This is a genomic window from Methanomassiliicoccales archaeon (assembly GCA_026394375.1).
Taxonomy (GTDB): Archaea; Thermoplasmatota; Thermoplasmata; order Methanomassiliicoccales; family UBA472; genus JAJRAL01.
Genome location: JAPKYJ010000024.1, coordinates 110,688 through 133,434, shown reverse-complemented (window position 1 = coordinate 133,434; position 22,747 = coordinate 110,688). Strand labels below are relative to the sequence as shown.

Sequence of the window (22,747 nt, the reverse complement as noted above, 5' to 3'; positions counted from 1 at the left end):
GATTGGCAGAGAAGAAAGAGAAGGGCCCGAAGACGCCCAGGAAATCGAAGAAGGACAGCTACGCCGTGAACAAGGAAGGCAAGCTGGAGCGGAAGAGGAAGCACTGCCCCAAATGCGGACCGGGAGTATTCCTGGGCGAGCACGAGAATCGCCTCGCCTGCGGCAAGTGCGGATACACCGAGTTCAGGAAGAAGTGATCACAAAGAAATCGTTCCTTCTTTTACTCTCGAGTTCGATCCCCCATTTCTACCCAGGTCACCGCTCGATGATTTCGGTCCTCGAGCACCTACTTCACGAACCGGGTGGCGACTTAACCCGCGGCCCCACCGACCAATCCGCCCCAGAAGCCGGTCCCGATCCCATTGAGCGCGCTTCCGATGATCGGGTCCTGCCCTGGAACAATGTAGCCATAAGACCACAAGAGGAAGGCGGCCACGATGGAGATGGGAACGGAGGAGATCAGACCTCCCGCCGCCCCAAGCACCAGCCCCAGGGGTCCGGCCTGGGCGTTCCAGGATAGTACGCATCCCACCGTCCCAACCGCAGCCGCTATGCCAAGATATGCCAGTTCGCTACCGAACCACGCGATGGCCGTGGCATCCTGGAAGATGGCCGCGGTGGCCGCTCCCGCCAGCACACCTATTATGCCGGCATACAGGGGTCCGAATCCGAGGCGCCTAATCCTTTTCTCCCACGCCACCAGGGCTGGAAATGGTGTTGGTGATCTTGCGGTCCGAGGTGCGGAACATGAGCGTCTTGCCGTTGTCGATGCCGAAGGCCATCATGGTGACGGTCGAGGACTGCGAAAAAGAGGTCACATTGGCCTCGAAATGATGGGTGAAGTCGATCTTTCCTCCTTGGGTCACAGAGAGGGTGAGAAGGTAGTCACCCGACCCATTGTGTCCTAGCACCGACACCACCATGGGCACGTACTGCATGGGGTCGTACATCTCCATGATGCCGATCTGGGCGAGGTCGCCGTCGAGCGCCACCGTGAAGCCGGGATTCGAGGCTCCGGCGGGAAAGAACTGCACTTTCCCATCGGTCGTGAGCACGGCCGCAGAGTCGCTAGCCTGGCCCAGGGCGATCTCCTTTGCCGTTCCGGCAACGTTCAGCTGGGAGTAGCCGCTCCTCGTGGGCACAAATACTCCTGTGCTAGTTAGATAGAGCTCCATATCGGAGAGAGAGGTCTGAAGATCGATGAGATTGAACGGGAGTTGGTCCTTCGCTGATTCGACCTTGGCCGTGGCAGAGGTGACGTAATAGTAGGCCAGCCCAGCGTCCAGCAGGAGGAAGAGGGCGAACCGCGCGTACAGCACCGTGCTTCGCCTCTCTCGAAGCAACCTCTTGAGCCTTCTTCACATTCAATTGGGTAGCGGTCATCACTCTATATAAATACTGTCCGCGATATAAAAGCGCCATCTTGCTGCTCTGGACATAGCAAGGTTTATCCCCGACATCGATCATGCGTGGGCTGCGGGCCCGTAGTGTAGCTTGGATATCACAGAGGCCTCCGGCGGTCCGGAACGGATCGGAGAGAGCCTCGAACCCGAGTTCGAAATCCCCTTCGGGGGACGAAAATCTCGGCGGGCCCGCCATTTCCTATGCTGTCGTAGGGTCTGCGCAAAAGGGTTTTATGCGATGAAAGGGTACTTGGCCACGCCATGTATCTGACCGCTGAAGAAGAACGGATTCTGGCAGGGGAGAAAGGGATTGGGTCCCAACGAGCCATGGAACTGCTCCTGGCCATCGGAAAGATCTATGACGCGGAGCGGCTCGTGCCCGTGACCTCCGCCCATCTCTCAGGCGTTTCCTACAAGACCATCGGCGATGGCGGGCTCGACTTCCTCATGCAGATGGCAGAGAATGCCCGGGTCTCGGTGCGCACCACCCTCAACCCCGCGGGAATGGACCGCGAGCGATGGGGAGAGATGGGTGTGAGCCCGGAGTTCGCCCGGAAGCAGACCGCCATCATCGATGCCTATGCCAAGATGGGGGTGGAGGCGAACTGCACCTGCACTCCCTATTTGACAGGCAACACACCGAGGCAGGGGGAGACCGTCGCTTGGGCAGAGAGCTCGGCGTTGTCGTACGTCAACTCCGTGCTGGACGCCCGGACGAACCGCGAAGGTGGTCCTGGGGCTCTGGCAGCGGCCATCGTCGGCAAGACCCCGATGTACGGCCTGCACCTCGAAGAGAACCGACATGCCACAGTGGTCATCGAGGCGGAGGTCCAGGATGAGATAACCGACTACTCCCTTCTCGGTCATGCGGTCGGACTGAAACTTGGGGGAGCGGTGCCCTACTTCAAAGGCATCCGCCCGGACGTGAACGGCCTGAAGACAATGGCGGCGGCCATGGCGGCCGCTGGGTCCGTCGCGTTGTTCCACGTCGAAGGCATCACGCCCAAAGCCTCCGCTCAGAAACTCGAAAGCCTGGAGAGGGTGCAGATCGGAAGAGAGGAGATAGAGCGGGCCAAGGACTCCCTCACCACCGGAAGAGATCCGGACCTCATAGCCTTAGGATGCCCGCACCTCTCCCAGATGGAGATGAAGATGCTTGCCTCCAGGCTCGACGGGCGGAGAAAGCGACCCGATGCGCCAGAGGTCTGGTTCTGCACCTCTCGCACGGTGCGCACCTGGTGCCCCAAGGAGACGGCGGTGCTGGAACGCTTTGGCAAGGTCCTTTGCGACACCTGCATGATCGTTGCTCCCATCGAACCCGCTCACAAATGCACCGCCACCAACTCGGCCAAGGCCTGCACCTATCTTCCCGGCCTCTGCTCCCAGAAGGTGGTCTGCGATTCGTATTCTGCTCTATTGGAGATGATCCTCTGATCCTCCGAGGGCGTTCTATATCGAATGGCAAGGGCGAAGGCGAGCTGGTCCTGCTGGAAAAGGCCTTCAGCTTTCTTGGAGGGGTAGATGTCAACACCGGCAAGCTCAGCAGCACCTCTGGAGCGGAGGGACGGAACATAACGGGCACGGTTTTCGGCTTCCCCCATGGGAGAGGGAGTACCGTGGGCTCATACACCCTTCTGCAAATGAGGAAGAACAGCACGCTCCCCATCGCCATCATCAACGAGCGGGCTGAGACGATCGTGGCCACGGGTGCGATTATGGCCGGACTGCCCATGGTGGACTCCATCGATCTCTCATTGCTACGAGACGGAGACCAGGTGAAGGTCGATGGATCGGAGGGATCGGTCGAGCTTATTTCGGTCGAGGAGTCGAAGGTGGTCACCTGCGTCCTCGTGCACCAGGGAAAGGTGCTCGCCTTGAAGCGAAGCGACAAGGTCTCGACCAATAGGGGCATGTGGGCCGGGGTCTCAGGGTACATAGAGCCCGGGGAGAGGCCCATTGACACCGCCAGCAAGGAGATCAGGGAGGAAGTGTCCGTCGAATCGCCTCGGCTGCTCAAGGAGGCCCCGGTCCAGTCGATACGCGTCGAGGACCGGGTGTGGTGCGTCCATCCCTTTCTCTTCGAGGTGGATACAGATCTGGTCACACTCGACTGGGAACACACCGAGTATCGTTGGATCTATCCCCATCAGGCATCGGAGCTATCCGCGGTGCCTGGGTTCCTGCGCATCCTGAGGTCATTGCTCTAGGCCAAGAATGCTCAAATGGTGGCGTCCACTTCCTTCTCCAACAGATTGAGCTCGTGCGCGTCCAGCGTCGAAGGGTTCAGGGCCAGCATGAGTATGGAATGGTTGATCGCCACCTGATCCCTGAGCGACTGCACCAGCCGGAGCACGGTGAGGAAGTTGTTATTGGTGATCAGATACTCCAGGCCGTCCAGGAGGATGACTCCGCCCTCCGTCCCCAGGAACTGCTCCAGTGAGACGCTCAGCTTCTCCAGGTCCTTGGGCCGGATGCTGCTCTCCTTGCCCACGTTGGAGAGCCATAGTATGGGTGTCTCGCCCAAGTTGTACTTGGCCTTTATCTTGAGCGGGTAGTTGCGGGTGACGCAGAACCCCCTCATCCCCATGGTCATGGCCTTCTCGAACATGTGGTAGGAGCGCTCCGACTTCTCCTCCTTTATGAGGTAGGTGAATGAGCGTTCCAGCTCGATCTCCGGGCCAACCGGCGGGGCAGCCTCGACCTCTTCCTCCCCCTCCACCAGATGCTCGGAAGGCACCTTGGTTCCGCAGTTCGAGCAGGTGACCGCATTGGGCCCGACGTCGGCTCCGCAGGAATTGCATTTCACCACGGCCTCGAAACCGCCGCGAGCGGCATACTGGACCAGTTCGTCCACGGTCTTGCCGCCCATGCCTTTGACGGTGCGGAGCGATTCCTTGCTCGCGGCCTTGATCTTGTCCAGGGCGTTGAATCCCGCCTCATAGAGCATCTCAGCCTTGACCTCATTCATGCGCGGGACCCGCAGGAGGTAAGGCATCAGCTTCTCCTTAGGCATGGCAATTATGACCGTGGCCGCGGCCTGAGCGGGTGCGGGGCTGATCTCCTCGACCCCTGCTCGGCTAAGGAAGTGAACCACTTTCTTGGCCTCGGTCCTGGGAAGCCCGCTGGCCACCAGCTGGTCTTCGGTCAAGGGCTTGACGTCGTTGAGGATCCGGTGCCCCGCTTCGATGAGGGTGATGGCCGAGCTCTGCGATAGACCCGAGATGGTCATAAGCTGGCCCATGGCTTCCTTGAAATGGAGCGAGACCAGCGAGACTTGCAGATGCTCACCTTCCACATCCCATTCCGCGGTGTGATCTCCATGTGGGGACTCGGTGAACTCCAGCTGCCGGCAGCGCGTTTCGTTCATGATGTGCTCTTTCCACACCCGGAAGTACTCCACCAGGCGGACCGGTGCGTTGACCTCTGCTCGCACGAACTCCTCCACGTCCAGCTTCATGTCCTTGCGCATCTGCTGGATGCGCCGGGTGAGCTCTCGAGTGAATCCTTCGGCCTCTATCTCTGGGGTTATCTCGAAGTCCATGTAGAGGTCGCCGCTGGAGAACTTGACCCCCACGACCTTCTCCGGTAACGAGCTTGTGAAAGTGACCATGTTGGGCTCGATCTTGATCATTTGTCCTTCGATGCCCAGGGAGTACGAGCCTTTGTCGATGCACTCCCGGATCTGTTTTGCCGGCCGGGACTTGAGAAGAACGGCGATCTTGCTGGACCATTGCCGGTAGACCTTCCCAATGGCATTGGGGTTCGGGACCGCGGAGAGGATGATCTCGTTCCATTCCTGACCCGGTGGAATGTACTCCACCTTCTTCACATTGGCTTGGGAGAGGAGGACGGACTCGAGCGACTTCATCGCTTCCAAGGCGTCGTTGTTCGCCGCCCGGACCACGATGCGCTTCATCGGCCAACGGAGCTTGATGTTGCGCGACTGGCGCTCCTTGGTGACGATCTCCACCAGCTCCTGCACCGTGGCCACGTTCTGCTCCAGGCGCTCATCGCGGTTGGTCTGGTCCGAGACCGGCCAGTCCAACATGTGCACCGTTTCCTTGTTCCCTTCCATGTGCTGGAAGATCTCCTCGGTGATGTGAGGGCAGAAGGGCGCCAGGGCCCGATTGAGAGCGGAGATGGCATCGAACAGCACGCGGTAGGCGGCGAGCTTGTCCAGGTCGCCGGTTTCCTTCCACATACGGTCGCGGATCAATCTAACGTACCAGCGTGACAGATCTTCCAGCACGAAGTCCTCCAGGGCCCGGCAGGCCTTGTGCAGTTCGTAGGAATTGAGGTACTTGGTGACCTCGTTCTTCATTCCCTCCGTGCGCGAGATCATCCACCGGTCCTCGGGTCGGAGGTTCCCTCGCAGAGCGTCCACGGACATCTTGCTGGGATCGTACGAATCGATGGACATGTAGGTGGTTGCGAAGTTCACCACGTTCCAAAGGATATTGAGGGTCTTGCGCGCGTTCTTCACCCCATCCCATTGGAAGCAGGTGTCTTCCCAGGGAGCGTTGGTGCGCATGAGGTAGAAGCGCAGGGCGTCCGCACCATAGTCCTTGATGACCTTCTCCGGTTCGATGACGTTGCCCCGGGACTTGGACATCGGTTGACCGTTCGGATCGAGCACCCAGCCATGCATCAGCACGCCTTCATAGGGAGCCCGGTCGAAGGCGATGCAACCCGCTGCCAGCTGAGAGTAGAACCAGCCCCGGGTCTGATCATGCGCCTCGGTGATCCACTTGCATGGCCACCACTTGTCGAACTCGGTTCGGCTCTTGGGGAAGCCCAGCTGAGCCCAAGAGGCCACCCCGGAATCGAACCAAACGTCCAAGACATCTGGCACACGCTTCATGGTCTTGCCGCAGTGGGTGCATTTGAAGGTGACGGCATCGATCCATGGGCGGTGCAGTTCCATGTCCTTTCGGTAGCCATCGCCCTTCTCCAGGTCTATGGTGGAACCGATGACCTTCATCTCTCCGCAGGAACATGTCCAGATCGGCAAGGGGATGCCCCAGTATCTCTGCCTGGAGATGCACCAGTCGCGCGCGTTCACCGTCCAGTCGTATTCCCTCGACGACCCGGCCCAATCCGGCGTCCAGCGCACCTTGTCGATCTCCTCCAGCATGAGGTTCTTTATCTGGGTGATCTTGAGGAACCACTGCGCGGTGTTGCGGAATATCACTCCTGAATCGCAGCGCCAGCAGTGTCCATAGCGGTGGACGATCGTTCCGACGGAGTACATCAGGCCACGTTCGTTGAGCTCCTCCATGATGTGCTTGTTGGCCTCCTTGACGTTCATTCCCGCGTATTTCGGAGGCATGTCCTTGCTGAATTTCCCTGACTCATCGACCGGACAGAAGGGCTCCAGGTTGAACTCCTTGCCCAGTTCGAAGTCCTCAGGGCCGTGTCCGGGGGCGATGTGCACCAGGCCGGTGTTCTCCGCGGCCACCGTGGTGGAGGGGATGATCCGGTGCACCCACTTCCCCGTGGTCTCGCGCTGGAATTGCACATCGTTCAGGAACGGGGGCACATACTCCAGGCCGATGAGGTCATCGCCCTCGATGCCTTCCAGAACCTCGTAGCCCTCGTAGCCTGCCAGCTGCCCTACCTGCTCCACCAGGCTCTCCAGCAAGATGACCGTCTCGCCGCCTTCCTTCTTGAAGTACTTGACCTTGGCATAGGTGAGGTCCGGATGCACCGCTACCGCCATATTCGCTGGCAGCGTCCAGGGAGTAGTGGTCCAGATGAGCAATGAAACGCCCTCATCGTCCTTGAGCGGGAAGCGCACGTAGATGGAAGGGTCCTTCTCGTCCCGGTACTCGATCTCCGCCTCCGCCAGAGCGGTCTCGCAGCGAGGGCACCATGAGAGTACGCGGTTGGCGGGGATGAGCAACCCCTTGTCATATGCCCTTTTAAGAGTCCACCAAGCCGCCTCGATGTAGTTGGATGTGATAGTGAGATAGGGATTATCCCAGTCCATCCAGATCCCGAGCTCCTTGAACTGTTCGGTCATCTTCTTCTGGAAGTCCACGGCGAAGTTCTTGCACGTGCTGACGAAGCGATCGATGCCGTACTCCTCGATCTCCTTCTTGTTCTTTACCCCGATGGACTGTTCGACCTTGACCTCGATCGGAAGCCCGTGCATATCATACCCGGGCTGGTCGCGCACGTTGAAGCGCTGCATGCGCTTGTAGCGGATGAAAGTGTCCTTGAGCGTCTTGTTAAAGGACGTGCCTAAATGGATCGAGCCAGTAGTGTAAGGAGGGCCGTCCACGAAATAGAAGTCCGTCCCGGAAGACCGCAACTCCTTGGTCTTCCTGTAGGCATTGCTCTGTTTCCAGTATTCCCGAACCCTTTTCTCGAGTTCCGCGGGATCGTAGTTCGCTTGGACCTGCTTTATCATCGCCGTCCCGACGCCCCTATATACGTTGCCCCTTTTAAAAACAGGCGGTCCTGGCTATTCGGTTCGTGACCACGGTCAGAACAGGTCCAAGCTCCTCTGCCCCGCGGTCGCGACGCGCTTCCTCCCTCCGGGAAGAGTGATCATGCGCTTCAACGCCCCTTCCACCCGGGCCTGGGAGAAATCGAACTGCCCTGACAGGAGATCGATGACCTTCGCCTCGTCAGGCGCTTTCCATTCCAGCTTGTACTCGGACGTGCTCTCATAGCGGAGGAAGAGGTCGCGGATATGCTGGTGATCCTCGATCTCCACCTGCAGGAAGCGCATCACACTCTCCAGGTCCTTGTGTTCTTGGATCAGCTTCAACCCCTTCTTCGGCCCGATGCCAAGCACCCCCTCGTTGTAGTCGGTGCCCACGAGGATGCAGAGGTCCACGAGCTGCTCTCGACTCAAGTTCAAGGTCCGAAGGGTGGACTCCAGCTCGATCATCTCCACGCTCACTTCCTTGGCTATCTCCTTGCCCGGAAGCTTGCGCTTCTGCGTCAGGGTGAGATTGCGCACCAGGCGTGGTGCTCCGAACAGCAAGGAGTCGAAATCCTGCGAAGAGGCCGTCCACACGTCCCCCTTCAGCGCCATGAAGGCCGCTTGGGCCTCTCCTTCCTCTGGCGCCTGGATCACTGGAATGCCCAAATGGGTGAGCAGGAGCCTCGACGATTCCACGATCTCATTGGTTATGCGGGACGATTGCGTGGCTTTGGAATACGCTGCCTGGTAGTCTCCTCTCTCCACCGCCGCCTCCCACTCCTTCTTCGCTTTGGTGCGACGCTCGCTTCGCTCGACGATGGTGCGCTGCTTCAGCTTGGAAGGAAGGCCATCGAAGACGTAAGCAGGCATAACGCCCATCTCCAACAGGTTGGCATTTCGATACAGCAGTCCCGCCAGATGCGACGTGACCCTACCTCTCTGATCGCGCAGGGGAGTGCCATCCGGCTGCCTGATGACCGACAGGAACTGATAGATGGCATTGTAGGCATCGATGGCCACCGTGCGGCCAGCAAGTGATTCCAGCTCTATTCTCTGAGCTGGAACGATGTCGGAGAGATTGACGCCCATATTCCCAGTATATGAAGGCACCAGCCTGGGAAAAAACCTTGCCTGCGCCACTTCTTTATACTGCTAGGTTGAATCTTGGCCCCATGGCGTTCGAGCATGGGTTCAAGGGGAAGAAACCAGTAGAAGAGGGCAAGGAGTACACCGTCACGATCACAGATGTCGGCTCCCAGGGCGACGGCATCGCTCGGATGGAAGGGCTGGTGGTCTTCGTACCGGAGACCAAGGTCGGTCAAACGGTCAAGATCAAGATCACCCGGGTGGGCAATAAATCGGCCTTCGCCCAGGTAGTGCCTTGATCAATCTTGCTCGGTGGGCAAATAGAGTATCATCAAAGCGATCCCTATCCAGACCATCAGGGGGATGATCACGCATACCCCCGAGCCGAGGTAGATCGCGGTTAGCATCAGGGCGAGCGGGAACACCACGGCGAACAGTATCACAAGCTTGTCTCTGGAGAGCTCAACCATTTGTCCACTTGAGGCTGAATGAGAGGAACCGTTTATGAAGGTTTGCCAATCGGTTCCACAGTTCTTCTTTCGGAAATGAGGTTCAGAAGCTCTTCCAGAGGGCGATCTCCCGCTTCATGTCAGAGCATCCGAAGAGGGCGTTGCCGGCCGCCAAAACGCTCGCCCCGGCCTGAGCGCACATTTTCCCCGTCTTGGCGTTGATGCCGCCGTCCACCTCGATCTCCACGCCAAGCTCGTTCTTGCGGACGAAGTCCCGTGCCTCCGTGATCTTCGGCAGACATTCGACGATGAAAGGCTGCCCTCCGAATCCTGGGTTGACGGTCATGATGAGCAATAGGTCAAGCTGGTGCAGGAACGGTCTCGCGGCGGAGAAGGGAGTACCTGGGTTGATCGAGAGCCCCGCCCTCTTTCCCAGCGAACGGATGTGCCTTAGAGTACCTTCCACGTCGCTGGTCGCCTCCAAATGCACCGTCATGATGTCCGCACCGGCCCCGGCGAAGACGTCCACGTAGCGCTCCGGTCGGCTGATCATCAGGTGGACGTCGAAAGGCAGCCTGGAGAAGGCCCGGATGGATTTGATCACGCACGGACCGATGGTGATGTTCGGGACGAAGTCACCATCCATCACGTCCACGTGCACCCAGTCCGCTTCCGCATCTTCCAGGCGCTTCACCTCTTCGCCGAGCGCACCGAAGTTGGCGGACAAGATAGAGGGGGCGACCTTGATCATCTGGCCTGCTATCTCGTCCAGGACTAATTATATTTGTCATTGGCTTTTCGAAGGAAAGAGGCGACGACTGAAGTATCGCTCATTTCAGCGCTTGACGCCTTGTTCCGGGCGAACAACTTTTTTATTGTTGCTGTATTATTGCGAACTCATGGAAGACAGGAAGAGCGCAGTCCGCGATGTTGAAAGGTGCATGGTGAAGGACTGCGGCAAGGAGGCCGAGAGGTCCGTTTCTGGCGAGAGCGCGCGCGAGGCCGGGCTGGATGTGGAAGAGGGGACCAAGAGGGCGCACCTGTGCAAGGACCACTATCGCCAATTCAAGAAGGCCACCAAGCAGGACCGCATACTGGATTCGTTAGGTCACTGATTCCGCGGCTGTCAGGCTTCATTTATAAATAGCCCCAATCTGGTTCGAGCCGCGGATGAAGGCATCGACCATTCAGATGTTCTCCAGTGCGGGGCTGTCCGCGTCCTCGCTGCTGATCCCCAATCTGGCGAGGGACCAGTTCCAGTCCAGCACCGCCGAGATAGGGGTGATCGTCGCATCCTACAGCGCGGCCATCTTCGCCTCGTCCTACGTGTTTGGTCGGATCTCGGACGTCTACGGCCGACGCTCGGTGCTCAAGGCAGGGTTGTTCCTGTCGATCATCGCCGCCTCCCTGCAGATCTTCGCTGACAGCGCCTTCGTCCTGCTCATGGTGCGGGTCCTCGTGGGGCTGTGCGCTGGCATATTCCCCTCCGCCCTCCTCGCTCACGTCTATGAAACGGACAAAAAAGTGGGCAAGTTCACCAGCTTCGGTTCGTTGGGCTTTGGGTTCGGGGTCTTCGTGGCCGGTCTGATAAGCATCTATGACGGCATCTTCCTGTTCGCGGCCATCATGATGGCGGGAGCCTTCCTCGTCTCTCTCTACCTGCCATTCGGCAAGGAGACGCACCACAAGGTCCCTATCTTCCCCATCAAGATAATGAAGCGCAATTTTCCGGTGTACACATCAGTGATGTTCCGTCACATTGGGGCGAACATGATCTGGGTCATCTATCCTCTCTTCCTGGCGGACCTGGGGGCCGACCCGGTCTTCATCGGGGCCATCTATGCCATCAACGCCCTGGGGCAGTTCGTCTTCATGCGGTTCTGCGATAGATATCGCTCCGTATTGCTGGTGAACGTAGGTTTCATCATGTCCATCCTCACCTTCCCGTCGTATACCCTGGCGAGGGTCTATTGGGAGATAATCCCGGCGCAGATCATGATCGCCCTGGCGTGGTCCACCTTGTACATAGGCTCGATCAAGTACGTGATGGAACGAAACGATGAGAAGGGTACCTCGGCAGGACTGCTGCAGTCCTCTCTCAGCGTGTCCGCCATCATCGGCGCCCTGCTAGGAGGCATCGCGGCCCAGGTCTACGGATACCATGGCTGCATGTACATCGCCACGGGCATGGGCATCCTCGGCCTGATCATTTTCATAGTCACGGACCGCTGGATGTCGAGGAACGTGGACAAAAGCTTAATTCCCTCCGGCCAATAGGACCGACGTGCGCATAGTGTTCCTCGGCACCGGCGGAAGTCTCCCTACTCCAAAGCGGAATGTGAGCGCGGTGGCGGTGCAGGTGGGCTCGGAGATCATCCTATTCGACTGTGGCGAAGGGACACAAAGGCAGTTCATGCGTTCCTCGGCCTCCTTCATGAAGGTGCACACCGTCTTCATCACCCATCTGCATGGAGATCATTTCCTGGGCATTCCCGCTCTGGTCCAGTCCATGAGCTTCAGCGGAAGGGAGAAGGAGCTCTTCGTCTTCGGACCGGCAGGCACTGCCGAGACAACGGCAGCCATGTTGCACCTTGGCTATTTCCAATCGGGGTTCCCGGTGACGGCACAGGATCTCGAGGATGGGGACGAGGTCGATTTCCAGCATTTCAAGGTCAAGGCGGTGCGATCGATGCATTCCGTGCCCTCGTTGGCATATGTTCTGGAAGAGCAGGCGCGCCCGGGGAAGTTCGACCTCGACAAGGCAAAAGCTCTAGGAATCCCAACAGGACCTTCGTTCAGACGTCTGCAGGAAGGCCACTCCGTCTCTGTGAACGATCGCACGGTCGCGCCCGAGATGGTCATGGGGCCAAGAAGACCAGGAAGGAAGATCGCCATATCCGGGGACACTCGGCCTTGCGAAGCTCTGATCGAGGCGGCCAAGGGAGCCGACGTGCTGGTGCACGAGGCCACCGTCGCTTCCGGTCTCATCTCCGATGCGCGAGAGTATGGGCATTCCACCGCTGCAGAGGCAGCGGAGGTGGCTAGGAGATCGGAAGCCAAGCGCCTCTACCTCTACCATCTGAGCAGCCGCTACGATGAGGCCAAGGAACTGGAGGAGGAGGCTAGAAAGGTATTCCCTGATTCCTACGTTGCGGAGGACCTGATGGTGGTCCAGGTCGACCCTCCGAAAGGGGAATGAGACCTAGATCAGCTTCAGCACGTCCGAGGAGGTGATTATGCCCGTAATCTTGCCTTTTCTGCCAACCAGCACCGCCTTGGAGGTGGACAGCAGGCTCGTTGCGGTCTCCAGGGGCGTGTCTTCGTTCACCACTGGGAATGCCTCGTTCATTACCTCCCGGACAGGACGATCGCGCACTTCGTCCATGCTCGTGCCGTCCCGCAGCTGTGTCAGGATGCCGAACTCGCTGATGTTCCCTACCGGCTGCGAGCCGTCGAAGACCGGCAGCTGGGAGTATCCCGAACGGCGCATCAGTTCCGATGCCTTCTTCACCCGGTCCCTGGCCTGGATGGAGATGATGTTGCGGGACATGACGTCCTTCGCCTGCCTCCCCTTCCTCCTTCGGTCCATCTCACCTTGCAGTGCGTCGAAGATGCGCACCACCGATTCATAGGAGCCGTTGATCGCCCCCTTCTCGATCTTGGCGATGGTGGATTGCGAGACCCCGGACATGGAGGACAGCTGCATCTGGGTGATGTCCAGCGCGTGTCGCAATCGCATGATCTCGGTGGCGGGCGGAAATTTCATACTGTACTCCATTGCTATTCACATATGAATATTTTTGTCAAGCACCTATATATCGATGCAACCTCTTCGAGCGCTAAACCGCGCTAGCCACGGGTTTTACTCAAGTCCGTGGAAGCTAGTCGGATAAGTAAGGTGAAGATCAAATGGCCAAGAACATCATCGTGGAGAAGATAGATTACACTCCGATAGAGAAGCAGAGAGTGGAGCTGGTGGAACGCAAGGGCATCGGTCATCCGGATAGCATCGCCGATGGTCTCTCCGAGTCGGTCAGCCGAGCGCTGTGCCGAATGTATCTGGAGAAATACGACCGAGTGCTGCATCACAACACCGATGAGACGCAGATCGTCGGAGGACAGTCCAACCCCCGCTTCGGCGGCGGCGATGTGCTCGAACCGGTCTACATCCTCCTCGTCGGTCGGGCCACCACCGAGGTCGGCGGCGAGCGTCTCCCGTATCGTTCCACCGCAGTCCATTCGGCCTACGAGTACCTCAAGAACCATTTCCCCAACCTCGACCTGGAGACGGATGTCATGGTGGACTGCCGCATCGGCAAGGGCTCCTGTGACCTATGCGCCGTCTACGAGAGCAAGAAGCACCTCTCCAACGACACCTCCTTCGGCGTGGGATACGCTCCCTACAGCCAGACGGAGAGGGTCGTGCTGGAGAGCGAGAGATACATCAACGGCGCGCTCAAGCGCAAGTACAAGGAAACGGGCGAGGACGTAAAGGTCATGGCCGCGCGCATGGGCGACACCATCAACCTCACCTGCGCCATCGCCATGGTGGACCGCTACATCCCTGACGGGGATCACTATCAGAATGCCGTGGCAGAGATAAAGGAGAAGATCGCGGACAACGCAGTGAAGTACACCGACCTGAACGTCAAGGTGGACGTCAACACGGCGGACAACTACAAGGCAGGGGTGTACTACCTCACGGCCACGGGCCTGAGCATGGAGAACGGGGATGATGGTTCCGTCGGCCGAGGCAACCGGGTGAACGGGCTCATCACTCCCTTCAGGCCGATGAGCATGGAGGCCTCCGCGGGCAAGAACCCCATCACTCACGCGGGCAAGCTATACAACATCCTTTCGAAGTTCATCGCCGAGGACATTGCGAACGCCGCCGGCGGGGACGTGCTGGAAGCGGAGGTGCGCATCCTCTCCCAGATCGGCAAGCCCATCGACAACCCGCAGACCTGCAGCGTGCAGCTCATCATCGCTCCTGGAGCCAACTACAAGAAGTGGGAAAAGGAAGCGAGGTCGATAGCCGATAACTGGCTGGACAACATCGACACGGTGACGAAGAAAGTTGTAAATGGCGAGATAACCGTATTCTAAGGTCGATGAAGCTCGTCGACCTACCGAAATACGGCCCGCTGCACCGTTTCGCGGACTACCACGTTTACCGCACCCTCCTGGTGCTCGCCGATGGGCACAGGAGGGGGCGGAGGCAGCTTGCTGGCTCGGTCGGCCTGGGCGAAGGCTCGATGAGGACCATCGTCGAGTACCTGCGTGAAAAAGGGATGATCGAGATTAAGCAGACCGGGATCAAGGTCTCCAACAAAGGCCTGGAGTTCCTGAAACAGGTCCCGCTGAAGGTGCAGCGGCTCCATCCTTCGGACATCTCCATAAGCGAAAGGAACGTGGCGGTCCAGGTCAAGGGCAGGTCCAGGCGCATCAGCCTTGGAATCGAGCAAAGGGACGCGGCCATCAAGGCGGGGGCGGAGGGTGCCACCACCATCATAGTGGTCGGCGGTAGGCTCGTGGTGCCCCCCGACTACTCTTTGGACGAGGAGAAGCCCGGCATCACCGCGGACCTGCGGGGCACCTTCGACTTGAACGAAGGGGACGTGGTCATCATAGGCACCGCCTCGAGCTACGATCGGGCTGAGGACGGGGCGCTGGCCGCGGCCTTCGATCTGGTCTAGGGTCCCTCTGGCCACGCCTTGAGATCATGGTGGGCGCAGAGCATGAAGGCGTGGGCCGCGGGGTTGGACCCCACATCTTCCGCGAACGCCTGCACCGTGCGCACGCCTCTTTCCGCATATTCCTTCTTGCCTGTCAACCTGGCCAGTCCCGCCAGAACGAACGCCGCCACCGAGTTGCCGCTCGGCGTGGCTCCATCATAGGACTCTTTCATTCGCACCAGCACATCTTCCGCGTCCTCCGCCGTTTGGTAGAAACCGCCCGACCTCTCGTCCCAGAATCGCTGTGACATGACATCCACCAGGCTCTCGGCCTGAGCCAAATACACTCCCTCCCCCGTGGCAGCGAACAGCTCTACCAGACCCCAGGCGAAGCAGGCATAGTCGTCCAGGAAGCCATCGATGGCCACCTCCGTTCCCACCATCCGGTGCCTCAGACGGCCATCTGGCATCAGGTGGTGCGAGATGAGGTTGGCAGCCTTTCGGGCCGAATCGAGCGCGCTCGGATGTCCGAGCACCTTGGCGGCCCGGGCGGAGGCGGCGATCATCAGTCCGTTCCAGTCGGTGAGCACCTTGTCATCCCTATCCGGATGTAGCCTTGACTCTCTGGCATCGAAGGCCTGAGAGAGGGAGCGAGATAGGGAAGCCGAGATCTGCTCCTCGCTCTCACTATGGTCCTTAGCCAATTCGGGAACAGAACGGACCACATGGAGAACGTTGGCTCCCGTTCGTCTGCGCGTCGCCTCTTCCCGGAAGTTGCCGTCCTTGGTGATACCGAAGGCGTCCACCATGATCTTCATATCTTCGGGGGAAAGCATCGAATCGAGCTCCTTCCAGGTCCAAACATAGAAGCGCCCTTCTTCCCCTTCGCTATCCGCGCTTTCCGCCGAGTAGAAACCCCCGAAGGGCGACGTCATCTCCCGTTCCACATAGGCCAGCACCTCAAAGGCCGTCCTCTTCCAACGCTCGTCCCCGGTGATGCGATACGCCTCCGTGTACGCCAGCACCTGCATTGCCTGGTCGTAGAGCATCTTCTCGAAGTGGGGAAGGTGCCAGCGCGCGTCCGTCGAGTACCTATGGAACCCGAACCCAACGTGGTCATAGAGCCCTCCTTCGCGCATCTTGCTCAAGGTCGTGGTGACCATGTCGAGGGCTTGACGCTCACCGGTCGGTCGATGATAGCGAAGCAAGAACAGCAGCCGGTGGGGCGAAGGGAACTTGGGAGCGAGTTCGAATCCTCCATTGATGTCGTCAAAGGAATCGGCAAGCTGTCGGTATGCCAGATCGAACGCATTTTCTTGGATAGGGCCCGATTCCCGGCGCGCAGCGAATTGCCTCAACGCGTTCAAGACCTGGTCGGCCGTCTGCATCAAAGGGTTCCGATCAAGCTTCCAGTGGGAGTCAACCTGGGTCATGATGTCGACCAAGCCTGGAGAGCCTGGCGAGCCCCTTCTGGGAAGATAGGTGGCCGCGAAGAACGGTCTGCGGTCCGGGGTGATCACCAAGGTCAAAGGCCAGCCCCCTCCCCCGGTCATAAGCTGGCAGGCGGCCATGTATATGCTGTCAATGTCCGGCCGCTCCTCCCTGTCCACCTTGACGCACACGAAGAAGCGGTTGAGGAGGCTAGCCACATACTCGTCCTCGAACGACTCGCGGGCCATGACGTGGCACCAATGGCAGGTGGAGTAGCCGATGGAGAGGAGCACTGGCCGGTCCTCTCGCTCTGCCTTCTGGAACGCCTCAGCGCTCCAGGGATGCCAATCGATAGGATTGTGTGCGTGCTGCCGCAAGTAAAGCGACCGCTCATTGGCAAGATGGTTGGTGCGCGGGTAGGGTCCTTCCTTCGTCCCACTATTGCTCATGGTTCAGACCAGTGGAGCAGAGGGATAATAACAGCTTCGTTGGAACCGTCAATGAATCCGAGGCGGAGGGAGGGGAAAGGGTCTGAGCACCGATCGAGAATGGATCGGTGGCCCGACCCTTTCTGAGGGGTTTGTCTCCTCCTAAGCCGGCCCCATCGGGGACGTCCTTTGAATCCTTCTCCCGCGCTTGAGCACGGTGGAGGCAAGATGATCATTTGCGTAGTTAAGTCTTACGCGATTCCAGGGCCGGGTCTGGACCATGGGAATAGAATGGATGGAAGAGGTTTGAGAGATCCGAACTGTGGATCGATATCTTCACTCGTCCCAGAACTCGAGGATGCCCGGCATGACCCTGGCCGACATGGAGTCGAAGGTATCGATGCCAGTGACCTTGCTGGCATACTCGCTCAAGGCGCAGATGTCATCCCTGGCCAGGTTCTCCAGTTTGAACTTCCTCGAACCGGCCATCAGTTGCTTCAATCCAATGGCCGTCCGGTCAAAGTAGGTGTACAGCCCGACCGCGCCCCAGGGGATGTCTTTGCCCAGCTTCGCCTTGGGGAATCGGTCCTGCAGGTCCGAGGCCATGACGAAGAACTTTTTCGGGTCGGTGGAATACTCGTCCGCGAAGGACTTGGGCAACTTGCCCTGCTCCGCCAATCGGGCGAAGTACCCGGCCTTCATGGCCGCCAGGATGGGTGAGCGGGCCATTCCGATGGCCTTGATCAGCGGTCCGCCGCCGATATTGCTCATGGCCATGCTCTTGTACATCTGGGTCTCGTTGACGAAGCCGCCCGCCATGACCATGTCGGGCACGAACCGTCCCTGGTCCCTGATGATCTTGGCACAGGCGAGGAGCTCGGCCTCCAGGTGAACGGTGGGCGTCGACATCTCGTTCATCATGGGAACGGGGGACATGCCCGTGCCGCCCCCCGCGCCATCGAAGGTGAGCATGTCGATCTTGGCCTCGGAAGCGCATTTCATGGTGAAAGCGACGATCTCTGGTCGATAGGCGCCGGTCTTCAAGAAGACGTACTTGGCGCCTTTGTCGCGCAATGACTCGATGTCCTCCACGAACGATCTTCGGTTCGGAAAGCCCACCCGGCTGTGCCGCTCGAAAGTCTTGAAGGCGCCGGCCTTGAAAGCCTCGGCGACCATCTTGTCCTCCGGGTCCGGCAGGACCAGATAGCCGCGCTTCTTCAGCTCTAGGGCGCGGTCCAGGCTATCCAAGCGCACCTCGCCGCCGATGGCCTTGGCACCCTGGCCCCACTTGCGCTCGATGATGTTGACCTCCAGCTTGGAAAGCACGTATTCGTCCACGCCTCCCCTCTGGTCCTCGACGTTCGTTTGCACGGCGATGTCGCCGGTCTTGCCGTCCCAGAGCTCGCGGAAGCAGTTGATGCGGAACTCCATGTCCGGAGATCTCTGCACCTTGCCCTTGGCATAAGTGGAATCATGGTCCATGCCGCAGACGTTCTCGCCCACGGTCTCGATGATGCCCACCATCGCCGCGCCCTTCGCCAGCGATTCCCAGTTGCGCTTGGCCACGGCGGTCGAGCCCAGGCCGGCGATGACGAATGGCACTCCCAACTTTATCGGCTTCTTGGAGGAGTTCGCCACTGTGGTGGTCACATCGGCATTCTCGAAGAACGCCTTGTCAGGGCTCGGTTCGATGCCATAGGCACCGATCAGCTCGGCCAATATCTGGAAGTGCGACCAATCCAACAAGTAGTCCTTGTTGGCGGATGCGGTGCTGGTCCCGAAGTACTCCTGACTGGGGTATAGCACTTCGCGACCGCGGAAGGCGGACTTGCCGACCTCGCACATCACCTGGCATTCCTCTATGCATAAGGGGCACATCCCGCTCGTCGGATTCACGTCTTGCACTCTGGTCTTGGTGCCGGTCGTTGACCTAGAATTCTCTATTATCTGCATTCTCAATTCGCTCCCTGCTCGAATCCTGCCAAGCTATGGCAAGACACGAATGTCGATTGCATGACCGTATTTGAAGTTTTGTTGCGCGAAGGCCCTAATCAATGCTCTTTGTCTATTATCGACGGTCGATATGCCTTTCAAATGGACAAACGTCAAGTGCGAACCGGCTGTCTCATTGCTGGCCTCCGATTCGCTGGAATGGTCTACTATTTAGATGACGACCTTCTCGTTTAATAACGCTCTTCGTGTGATCCTTCTGCCTTTCAGCCAGTATCAATAATAGCAGGCATCCTTCGTATAGAGGTCAACGATGTCAGAATAGATACCAAACGCCGTCTCCCGCAATGTCGGGTCTCGCTCCGCGATCACCAGCTCTCCGAAAAGGTCCATGGAGAATATGGCGGCGTTGGTCGCCCCAGTGCATGAGAACAGCATGTCCTCCGGCCGGAGCACCTCCAGCTGCACCTTGAACTCCTTGCTCTCAAAGTTCGCCGTGGCCACCTGGCGCACGCGCACGCATCTGTCACCCTTGACACCGGTAATGGTCTGCTTCAGCAGGTCCTCGGTGATCTGCTCCGTCTTCACGTCCCGAAATCCGATCTGCATGCCTCCCAGGGCGTTGCACAGAATGACCAGTTTGGCCGCGGAGTCCATGCCGCTGAGGTCGTTGTCCGGGTCCGTCTCCGCCACTCCTGCCGCCTTGGCCTTCTTCAGACCTTGGGTGAAGTTCTTTCCCTCGCGCATGGTGTCGATGATCATGCTGGTGGTGGAGTTGAAAACGCCCCGGATCTTCATCAGCCTCACCGGAGGCATTCCTTTGAACATCGAGAAGACCGGGGTGCCGTCCATGACCGTGCTCTCGAACTTGAAGGAGGCGTTGGACCGGGCGGCCGCTTCTCGCAGCTCCTTGAGATTCAGAGCGATAGGCGCCTTGTTGCATGTGACGACGTCGATGCCTCGGTCCAGAGCGGTGAGTATATAGGTCCTGGCCGGCTCAGCGGTGCGATAGTCGGCGGAGGTCGCCTCGACCAGGATGTCGAAGTCTCCGTCCTTCAGATAGGACTTGATCTCCGCCACCCTCGCTTCCGGATTGTAGGCCTTGGCTTCGTCCTTCTGGGACTTGAGCTTCTTCTCCACGCCCTTAGGGGAGGAATCCTTGAGACGCACGACGCCTAGGGAGCGCGAGCACACGGCCGAGAACACGAACCGCTTGCCCGATGGATCTACCCCAGACAGCATATCAACGAGCGCCTTCCCCACATTCCCGTAGCCCACGAGTGCGATTCGCTTCTGGTCCATACCCATCACCTTGACTGGATGCATCTGAATCGTCAGTAGGGCTATTTTATCCTTGCTAGTGATGATGACGGGTTGGGGCAGAAAGAGTTGGTCTGGCCTCTATCACCCGAGCGCACCCCAAGACGACACTTTTAAGAGAGGGACGAGATATTGATGCCAGGGTCGGGAGGACCCGTACATGACAGATATCAGAGATAGGGTGGGTGAAGACAGGGGTCTGCTAAAGACCATTCAGACCTTCGTTCCGGGATTCCGGGGGTACAGGCTGAAAGAGGACCTGAGGGACTCTGACCGCATGCTCCGTGCCCAGTTGGCGCGCCTGCTGGGGTTGCAGCGCCGCGGTCTGGAGGACTGCCGGACCATGATCGTTCAGGATTACAGCTCGCCTCAGCTCGACACCATCGGGGGGCTCATCAGTCGCTTCAAGAAGGTGGAAGGGACGGTGGCCCATGCGGAGACGGGGTACTCGGGCATCGCCGCCGACGTGCAAGTCAAGGAGACGGAGCTCAACCGCCTCTATGAATACGACACCAGCATGATCGATATGCTGGGTGCGATCGGCCAGGCGGTGCAGTCGTTGAAGGGCAGCCTCCGCGCACAGGACACGGCCCAGGCGAACACGGACTTGGTGACCGTGAAGCAGGGCATCACGGATTTCGAGGACCGCTTCGGGAGGCGAATGCGGGTCATAACCAACACGGAGGTGTGAGGACATGAGCGTCATCGGGGCGGACACTTTCAAGTGGGAGGATGTGGACAAGCGCAGCAACATCATGTATCGCATCCCTCGCAACATCAAGTTCAACGACAACATCGTGGTAAGAGAGGACGAGATCGCGGTCTTCTTCCGCGACGGCAAGGTGCTGGACTACATCGACAGACCGGACCGTTACGCCCTTACCTCACTGAACGCGCCCATCGTCGGCAAGATCGTCAAATTCCTTTCCGGGGCACAGCAGCAGGCGGAGGTCGTCTACCTGCAGAAGAGGGTGTTCGACGGCAAGTTCGGGTCCAAGCAGCCCTACCAGTTCCGGGACAAGGACTTTGGCATCGTCAACCTGCGGGTGTTCGGCGAGTTCCGGTACAAGTTATCCTCGGCAGCGAACTTCGTGAACCAGTTCGTGGGTACCTTGAACTTCGCTTCCTCCGCCGACGTGGAGGAGCGCATCAAGGAGCAGATGGTGCTTCTGGTCTACGATTCCCTGGGCGACATGAAGAACCAGGGGATGGGCGTGGTGGACATGGCCTCCAACCTCACCAACATCGAGCAGGTCGTGCTCTCCCGGTCCAAGGACCACTTCGACCTCTACGGACTGAGCGTGGACAAGGTCTCTGGACTCTATGTCTCCGTTCCGGACGAGGTGCAGAAGGCGGTGGACACCCGCTCGTCGATGCAGGTGCTGAACGCCAACTACATGCAGTACCAGTCCGGGCAGGCCATGCGCGAGGCGGCCCAGAACCCGTCCGGTGGGGCGGCAGGCGTAGGAGTGGGCGTGGGAGCGGGCATCGGTATGGGCTACCAGATGATGGATTCCATGCGCTCGCCCCCGGGACAGCAGCCCCCGGCGCAGCAAGCGCCCATGCTTCCGTGCCCGAAGTGCGGAACCCCCAATCCGGTCACGAGCAAGTTCTGCTCCGAGTGCGGTGGGAAGATGGCAGCGGCCACGGTCCCCTGCCCCAAGTGCGGGGAGAAGGTGGCGGAAGGGACGAAGTTCTGCCCCAACTGTGGGACTACCCTGAGAGTAAGCAAGAAATGCGCTTCCTGCGGGGCTCAGGTTCCAGCCAGCTCCAAGTTCTGCCCGGAGTGCGGAAAGACCGCGTGAGCTAGGATCAAGGAGGGGATGGGATGGCCTCAGTCCAATGCCCGAAGTGCAATGCCAAGGTGGAGTTCGAAGCGGGGAGCAAGTTCGTCAAGTGCTCATACTGCTCGAGCCAGATCTACATCGATCGCTCAGGTGCCGGGTTCTACTACATCATCCCGTTCATGGTGCAGGAGAACGACGCCGTGGGCGTGTTCAGACGATGGGCGGCGGGCAGCACCAAGGCCAAGAACCTGGACCGATTGGCGCAGCTGGCTGGAGTAAAGCGCCAGTACTTCCCCGTCTACTATTTCAAACGAGACGTGGACGGCAAGGAGGAGGTCAAGGTGGAGCCCGCTGGTTCCACCACCCTGCCTGGATTGCACAACCTGAAGGTCGTGGGCGGAGACATGAAGATCTTCGACTCCAAATACGACTTGGGAGGAGTGGAACTCATCAAGCCAGATATCGAAATGGTGTCCTATCTCGAGTCCTTGCCGGGCAAGCCGAGAGAGCAGGCACTGGTGTACTTCCCCATCTGGAAGCTTGACTACGTCTTCAATGGCAAGAGATACGAAGTGGTCTTGGACGGCTCATCGGGCGAGGTGTTCGCCGCCTCCTATCCTGGAAGGGGTTCCGCCCCCTACACGGCCGTGGCGGTCGTGGGCTTCGGAGCTTTCTTCGCGGAGACCCTGCTTACCACCGTATCCTTCGGACTGGCGGCACTGCTCATGGGCATCACCTTGGTGGGCGTGTTCGTGAGCTCCCTCTTGGTCGCGTGGAGGATGTGA

The 22,747-nt window shown here is 59.1% G+C and carries 22 protein-coding genes and 1 tRNA gene; 13 read left to right on the top strand and 10 right to left on the bottom strand.

All coding sequences use genetic code 11. The annotated features are described in order from the left end of the window. Nucleotides 1–2 precede the first annotated feature (2 nt). Entirely contained in the window at nucleotides 3–197 is a 195-nt protein-coding gene (locus NT137_07060) for a 30S ribosomal protein S27ae (protein ID MCX6653091.1), read from the top strand. A 113-nt stretch (nucleotides 198–310) separates the two neighbouring features. On the opposite strand, the gene NT137_07055 is transcribed toward NT137_07060, so the two are convergent. Together NT137_07055 and NT137_07050 are read right to left on the bottom strand one after the other, a co-directional pair. Then, a complete protein-coding gene (locus NT137_07055; protein MCX6653090.1) occupies nucleotides 311–700 on the bottom strand; it encodes a hypothetical protein in 390 nt (129 codons plus the stop codon). Continuing rightward, nucleotides 678–1,319: a hypothetical protein gene (locus NT137_07050; protein ID MCX6653089.1), complete on the bottom strand. Its 642-nt coding sequence runs from the start codon at nucleotides 1,317–1,319 to the stop codon at nucleotides 678–680. Before NT137_07050 ends, NT137_07055 begins: the two co-directional genes overlap by 23 nt. A 159-nt stretch (nucleotides 1,320–1,478) precedes the next feature. Here NT137_07050 and NT137_07045 point away from each other — a divergent pair. The 3 genes from NT137_07045 (at nucleotide 1,479) to NT137_07035 (ending at nucleotide 3,610) form a co-directional block, all read left to right on the top strand. Then, nucleotides 1,479–1,598, top strand: a tRNA-Arg gene (locus tag NT137_07045). Between the two features lie 66 nt (nucleotides 1,599–1,664). Then, the gene (locus NT137_07040; protein ID MCX6653088.1) at nucleotides 1,665–2,837 is read left to right on the top strand and encodes an aconitase X catalytic domain-containing protein; all 1,173 of its coding nucleotides are present in this window, start codon (nucleotides 1,665–1,667) and stop codon (nucleotides 2,835–2,837) included. Further along, entirely contained in the window at nucleotides 2,732–3,610 is an 879-nt protein-coding gene (locus NT137_07035) for a DUF126 domain-containing protein (protein MCX6653087.1), read from the top strand. Before NT137_07040 ends, NT137_07035 begins: the two co-directional genes overlap by 106 nt. An 11-nt stretch (nucleotides 3,611–3,621) precedes the next feature. On the opposite strand, the gene ileS is transcribed toward NT137_07035, so the two are convergent. Continuing rightward, nucleotides 3,622–7,815 carry an isoleucine--tRNA ligase gene (ileS, locus tag NT137_07030; protein MCX6653086.1) on the bottom strand — a complete coding sequence of 1,398 codons (4,194 nt, stop codon included), beginning with the start codon at nucleotides 7,813–7,815 and terminating at the stop codon, nucleotides 3,622–3,624. A gap of 75 nt (nucleotides 7,816–7,890) precedes the next feature. After that, the gene (fen, locus tag NT137_07025; protein ID MCX6653085.1) at nucleotides 7,891–8,925 is read right to left on the bottom strand and encodes a flap endonuclease-1; all 1,035 of its coding nucleotides are present in this window, start codon (nucleotides 8,923–8,925) and stop codon (nucleotides 7,891–7,893) included. 83 nt (nucleotides 8,926–9,008) lie between these two features. Between fen and NT137_07020 the strand changes: the two genes are divergently transcribed. Then, nucleotides 9,009–9,221, top strand: a complete 213-nt coding sequence (locus NT137_07020; protein ID MCX6653084.1) for a TRAM domain-containing protein — start codon at nucleotides 9,009–9,011, stop codon at nucleotides 9,219–9,221. On the opposite strand, the gene NT137_07015 is transcribed toward NT137_07020, so the two are convergent. Continuing rightward, the gene (locus NT137_07015; GenBank protein ID MCX6653083.1) at nucleotides 9,222–9,392 is read right to left on the bottom strand and encodes a hypothetical protein; all 171 of its coding nucleotides are present in this window, start codon (nucleotides 9,390–9,392) and stop codon (nucleotides 9,222–9,224) included. Between the two features lie 82 nt (nucleotides 9,393–9,474). Next, complete coding sequence (rpe, locus tag NT137_07010) at nucleotides 9,475–10,122, bottom strand: ribulose-phosphate 3-epimerase (GenBank protein MCX6653082.1); 648 nt, start codon at nucleotides 10,120–10,122, stop codon at nucleotides 9,475–9,477. A gap of 148 nt (nucleotides 10,123–10,270) precedes the next feature. Here rpe and NT137_07005 point away from each other — a divergent pair, with 148 nt between their 5' ends. Genes NT137_07005 through rnz form a run of 3 tightly spaced genes read left to right on the top strand, consistent with a single transcriptional unit; the run spans nucleotide 10,271 to nucleotide 12,570 of the window. Then, nucleotides 10,271–10,486, top strand: a complete 216-nt coding sequence (locus NT137_07005; protein ID MCX6653081.1) for a hypothetical protein — start codon at nucleotides 10,271–10,273, stop codon at nucleotides 10,484–10,486. A 55-nt stretch (nucleotides 10,487–10,541) separates the two neighbouring features. Further along, nucleotides 10,542–11,648, top strand: coding sequence for an MFS transporter (locus NT137_07000; GenBank protein ID MCX6653080.1), 1,107 nt, complete (start codon nucleotides 10,542–10,544; stop codon nucleotides 11,646–11,648). Between the two features lie 7 nt (nucleotides 11,649–11,655). Continuing rightward, a complete protein-coding gene (rnz, locus tag NT137_06995; protein MCX6653079.1) occupies nucleotides 11,656–12,570 on the top strand; it encodes a ribonuclease Z in 915 nt (304 codons plus the stop codon). Nucleotides 12,571–12,573: 3 nt separating this feature from the next. Here rnz and NT137_06990 read toward each other — a convergent pair whose 3' ends face one another. After that, a complete protein-coding gene (locus NT137_06990) occupies nucleotides 12,574–13,137 on the bottom strand; it encodes a CBS domain-containing protein (GenBank protein ID MCX6653078.1) in 564 nt (187 codons plus the stop codon). Nucleotides 13,138–13,280: 143 nt separating this feature from the next. Here NT137_06990 and NT137_06985 point away from each other — a divergent pair, with 143 nt between their 5' ends. Next, nucleotides 13,281–14,477 (top strand): methionine adenosyltransferase, encoded by a 1,197-nt coding sequence (locus NT137_06985; GenBank protein ID MCX6653077.1) that lies wholly within the window; start codon nucleotides 13,281–13,283, stop codon nucleotides 14,475–14,477. 5 nt (nucleotides 14,478–14,482) lie between these two features. Continuing rightward, nucleotides 14,483–15,067, top strand: a complete 585-nt coding sequence (locus NT137_06980; GenBank protein MCX6653076.1) for a hypothetical protein — start codon at nucleotides 14,483–14,485, stop codon at nucleotides 15,065–15,067. Here NT137_06980 and NT137_06975 read toward each other — a convergent pair. From NT137_06975 to NT137_06965, 3 genes are all read right to left on the bottom strand, one after another. Further along, the gene (locus tag NT137_06975; GenBank protein ID MCX6653075.1) at nucleotides 15,064–16,926 is read right to left on the bottom strand and encodes a thioredoxin domain-containing protein; all 1,863 of its coding nucleotides are present in this window, start codon (nucleotides 16,924–16,926) and stop codon (nucleotides 15,064–15,066) included. The two genes, NT137_06980 and NT137_06975, sit on opposite strands and share 4 nt — an antisense overlap. 315 nt (nucleotides 16,927–17,241) lie before the next feature. After that, the gene (locus NT137_06970) at nucleotides 17,242–18,810 is read right to left on the bottom strand and encodes a glutamate synthase-related protein (GenBank protein ID MCX6653074.1); all 1,569 of its coding nucleotides are present in this window, start codon (nucleotides 18,808–18,810) and stop codon (nucleotides 17,242–17,244) included. A 321-nt stretch (nucleotides 18,811–19,131) separates the two neighbouring features. Then, nucleotides 19,132–20,157: a hypothetical protein gene (locus NT137_06965; protein ID MCX6653073.1), complete on the bottom strand. Its 1,026-nt coding sequence runs from the start codon at nucleotides 20,155–20,157 to the stop codon at nucleotides 19,132–19,134. A gap of 178 nt (nucleotides 20,158–20,335) precedes the next feature. On the opposite strand from NT137_06965, the gene NT137_06960 reads away from it, so the two are divergent. The 3 genes from NT137_06960 to NT137_06950 are packed head-to-tail and all read left to right on the top strand — an operon-like array spanning nucleotide 20,336 to nucleotide 22,747. Then, nucleotides 20,336–20,866 carry a hypothetical protein gene (locus NT137_06960; GenBank protein MCX6653072.1) on the top strand — a complete coding sequence of 177 codons (531 nt, stop codon included), beginning with the start codon at nucleotides 20,336–20,338 and terminating at the stop codon, nucleotides 20,864–20,866. A gap of 4 nt (nucleotides 20,867–20,870) precedes the next feature. Then, nucleotides 20,871–21,980 carry an SPFH domain-containing protein gene (locus NT137_06955; protein ID MCX6653071.1) on the top strand — a complete coding sequence of 370 codons (1,110 nt, stop codon included), beginning with the start codon at nucleotides 20,871–20,873 and terminating at the stop codon, nucleotides 21,978–21,980. A 23-nt stretch (nucleotides 21,981–22,003) separates the two neighbouring features. Beyond that, complete coding sequence (locus NT137_06950; protein MCX6653070.1) at nucleotides 22,004–22,747, top strand: zinc ribbon domain-containing protein; 744 nt, start codon at nucleotides 22,004–22,006, stop codon at nucleotides 22,745–22,747.

What these genes read in the sequence shown, in the direction of transcription:
- NT137_07040 (MCX6653088.1), top strand. Translation starts at nt 1,665, where the DNA reads ATGTATCTGACCGCTGAAGAAGAACGGATTCTGGCAGGGGAGAAAGGG.
- NT137_07035 (MCX6653087.1), top strand. Translation starts at nt 2,732, where the DNA reads ATGCACCGCCACCAACTCGGCCAAGGCCTGCACCTATCTTCCCGGCCT.
- ileS (MCX6653086.1), bottom strand. Translation starts at nt 7,815, where the DNA reads ATGATAAAGCAGGTCCAAGCGAACTACGATCCCGCGGAACTCGAGAAA.
- fen (MCX6653085.1), bottom strand. Translation starts at nt 8,925, where the DNA reads ATGGGCGTCAATCTCTCCGACATCGTTCCAGCTCAGAGAATAGAGCTG.
- NT137_07020 (MCX6653084.1), top strand. Translation starts at nt 9,009, where the DNA reads ATGGCGTTCGAGCATGGGTTCAAGGGGAAGAAACCAGTAGAAGAGGGC.
- NT137_07015 (MCX6653083.1), bottom strand. Translation starts at nt 9,392, where the DNA reads ATGGTTGAGCTCTCCAGAGACAAGCTTGTGATACTGTTCGCCGTGGTG.
- rpe (MCX6653082.1), bottom strand. Translation starts at nt 10,122, where the DNA reads ATGATCAAGGTCGCCCCCTCTATCTTGTCCGCCAACTTCGGTGCGCTC.
- NT137_07005 (MCX6653081.1), top strand. Translation starts at nt 10,271, where the DNA reads ATGGAAGACAGGAAGAGCGCAGTCCGCGATGTTGAAAGGTGCATGGTG.
- NT137_07000 (MCX6653080.1), top strand. Translation starts at nt 10,542, where the DNA reads ATGAAGGCATCGACCATTCAGATGTTCTCCAGTGCGGGGCTGTCCGCG.
- NT137_06990 (MCX6653078.1), bottom strand. Translation starts at nt 13,137, where the DNA reads ATGAAATTTCCGCCCGCCACCGAGATCATGCGATTGCGACACGCGCTG.
- NT137_06985 (MCX6653077.1), top strand. Translation starts at nt 13,281, where the DNA reads ATGGCCAAGAACATCATCGTGGAGAAGATAGATTACACTCCGATAGAG.
- NT137_06980 (MCX6653076.1), top strand. Translation starts at nt 14,483, where the DNA reads ATGAAGCTCGTCGACCTACCGAAATACGGCCCGCTGCACCGTTTCGCG.
- NT137_06975 (MCX6653075.1), bottom strand. Translation starts at nt 16,926, where the DNA reads ATGAGCAATAGTGGGACGAAGGAAGGACCCTACCCGCGCACCAACCAT.
- NT137_06965 (MCX6653073.1), bottom strand. Translation starts at nt 20,157, where the DNA reads ATGGACCAGAAGCGAATCGCACTCGTGGGCTACGGGAATGTGGGGAAG.
- NT137_06960 (MCX6653072.1), top strand. Translation starts at nt 20,336, where the DNA reads ATGACAGATATCAGAGATAGGGTGGGTGAAGACAGGGGTCTGCTAAAG.
- NT137_06955 (MCX6653071.1), top strand. Translation starts at nt 20,871, where the DNA reads ATGAGCGTCATCGGGGCGGACACTTTCAAGTGGGAGGATGTGGACAAG.
- NT137_06950 (MCX6653070.1), top strand. Translation starts at nt 22,004, where the DNA reads ATGGCCTCAGTCCAATGCCCGAAGTGCAATGCCAAGGTGGAGTTCGAA.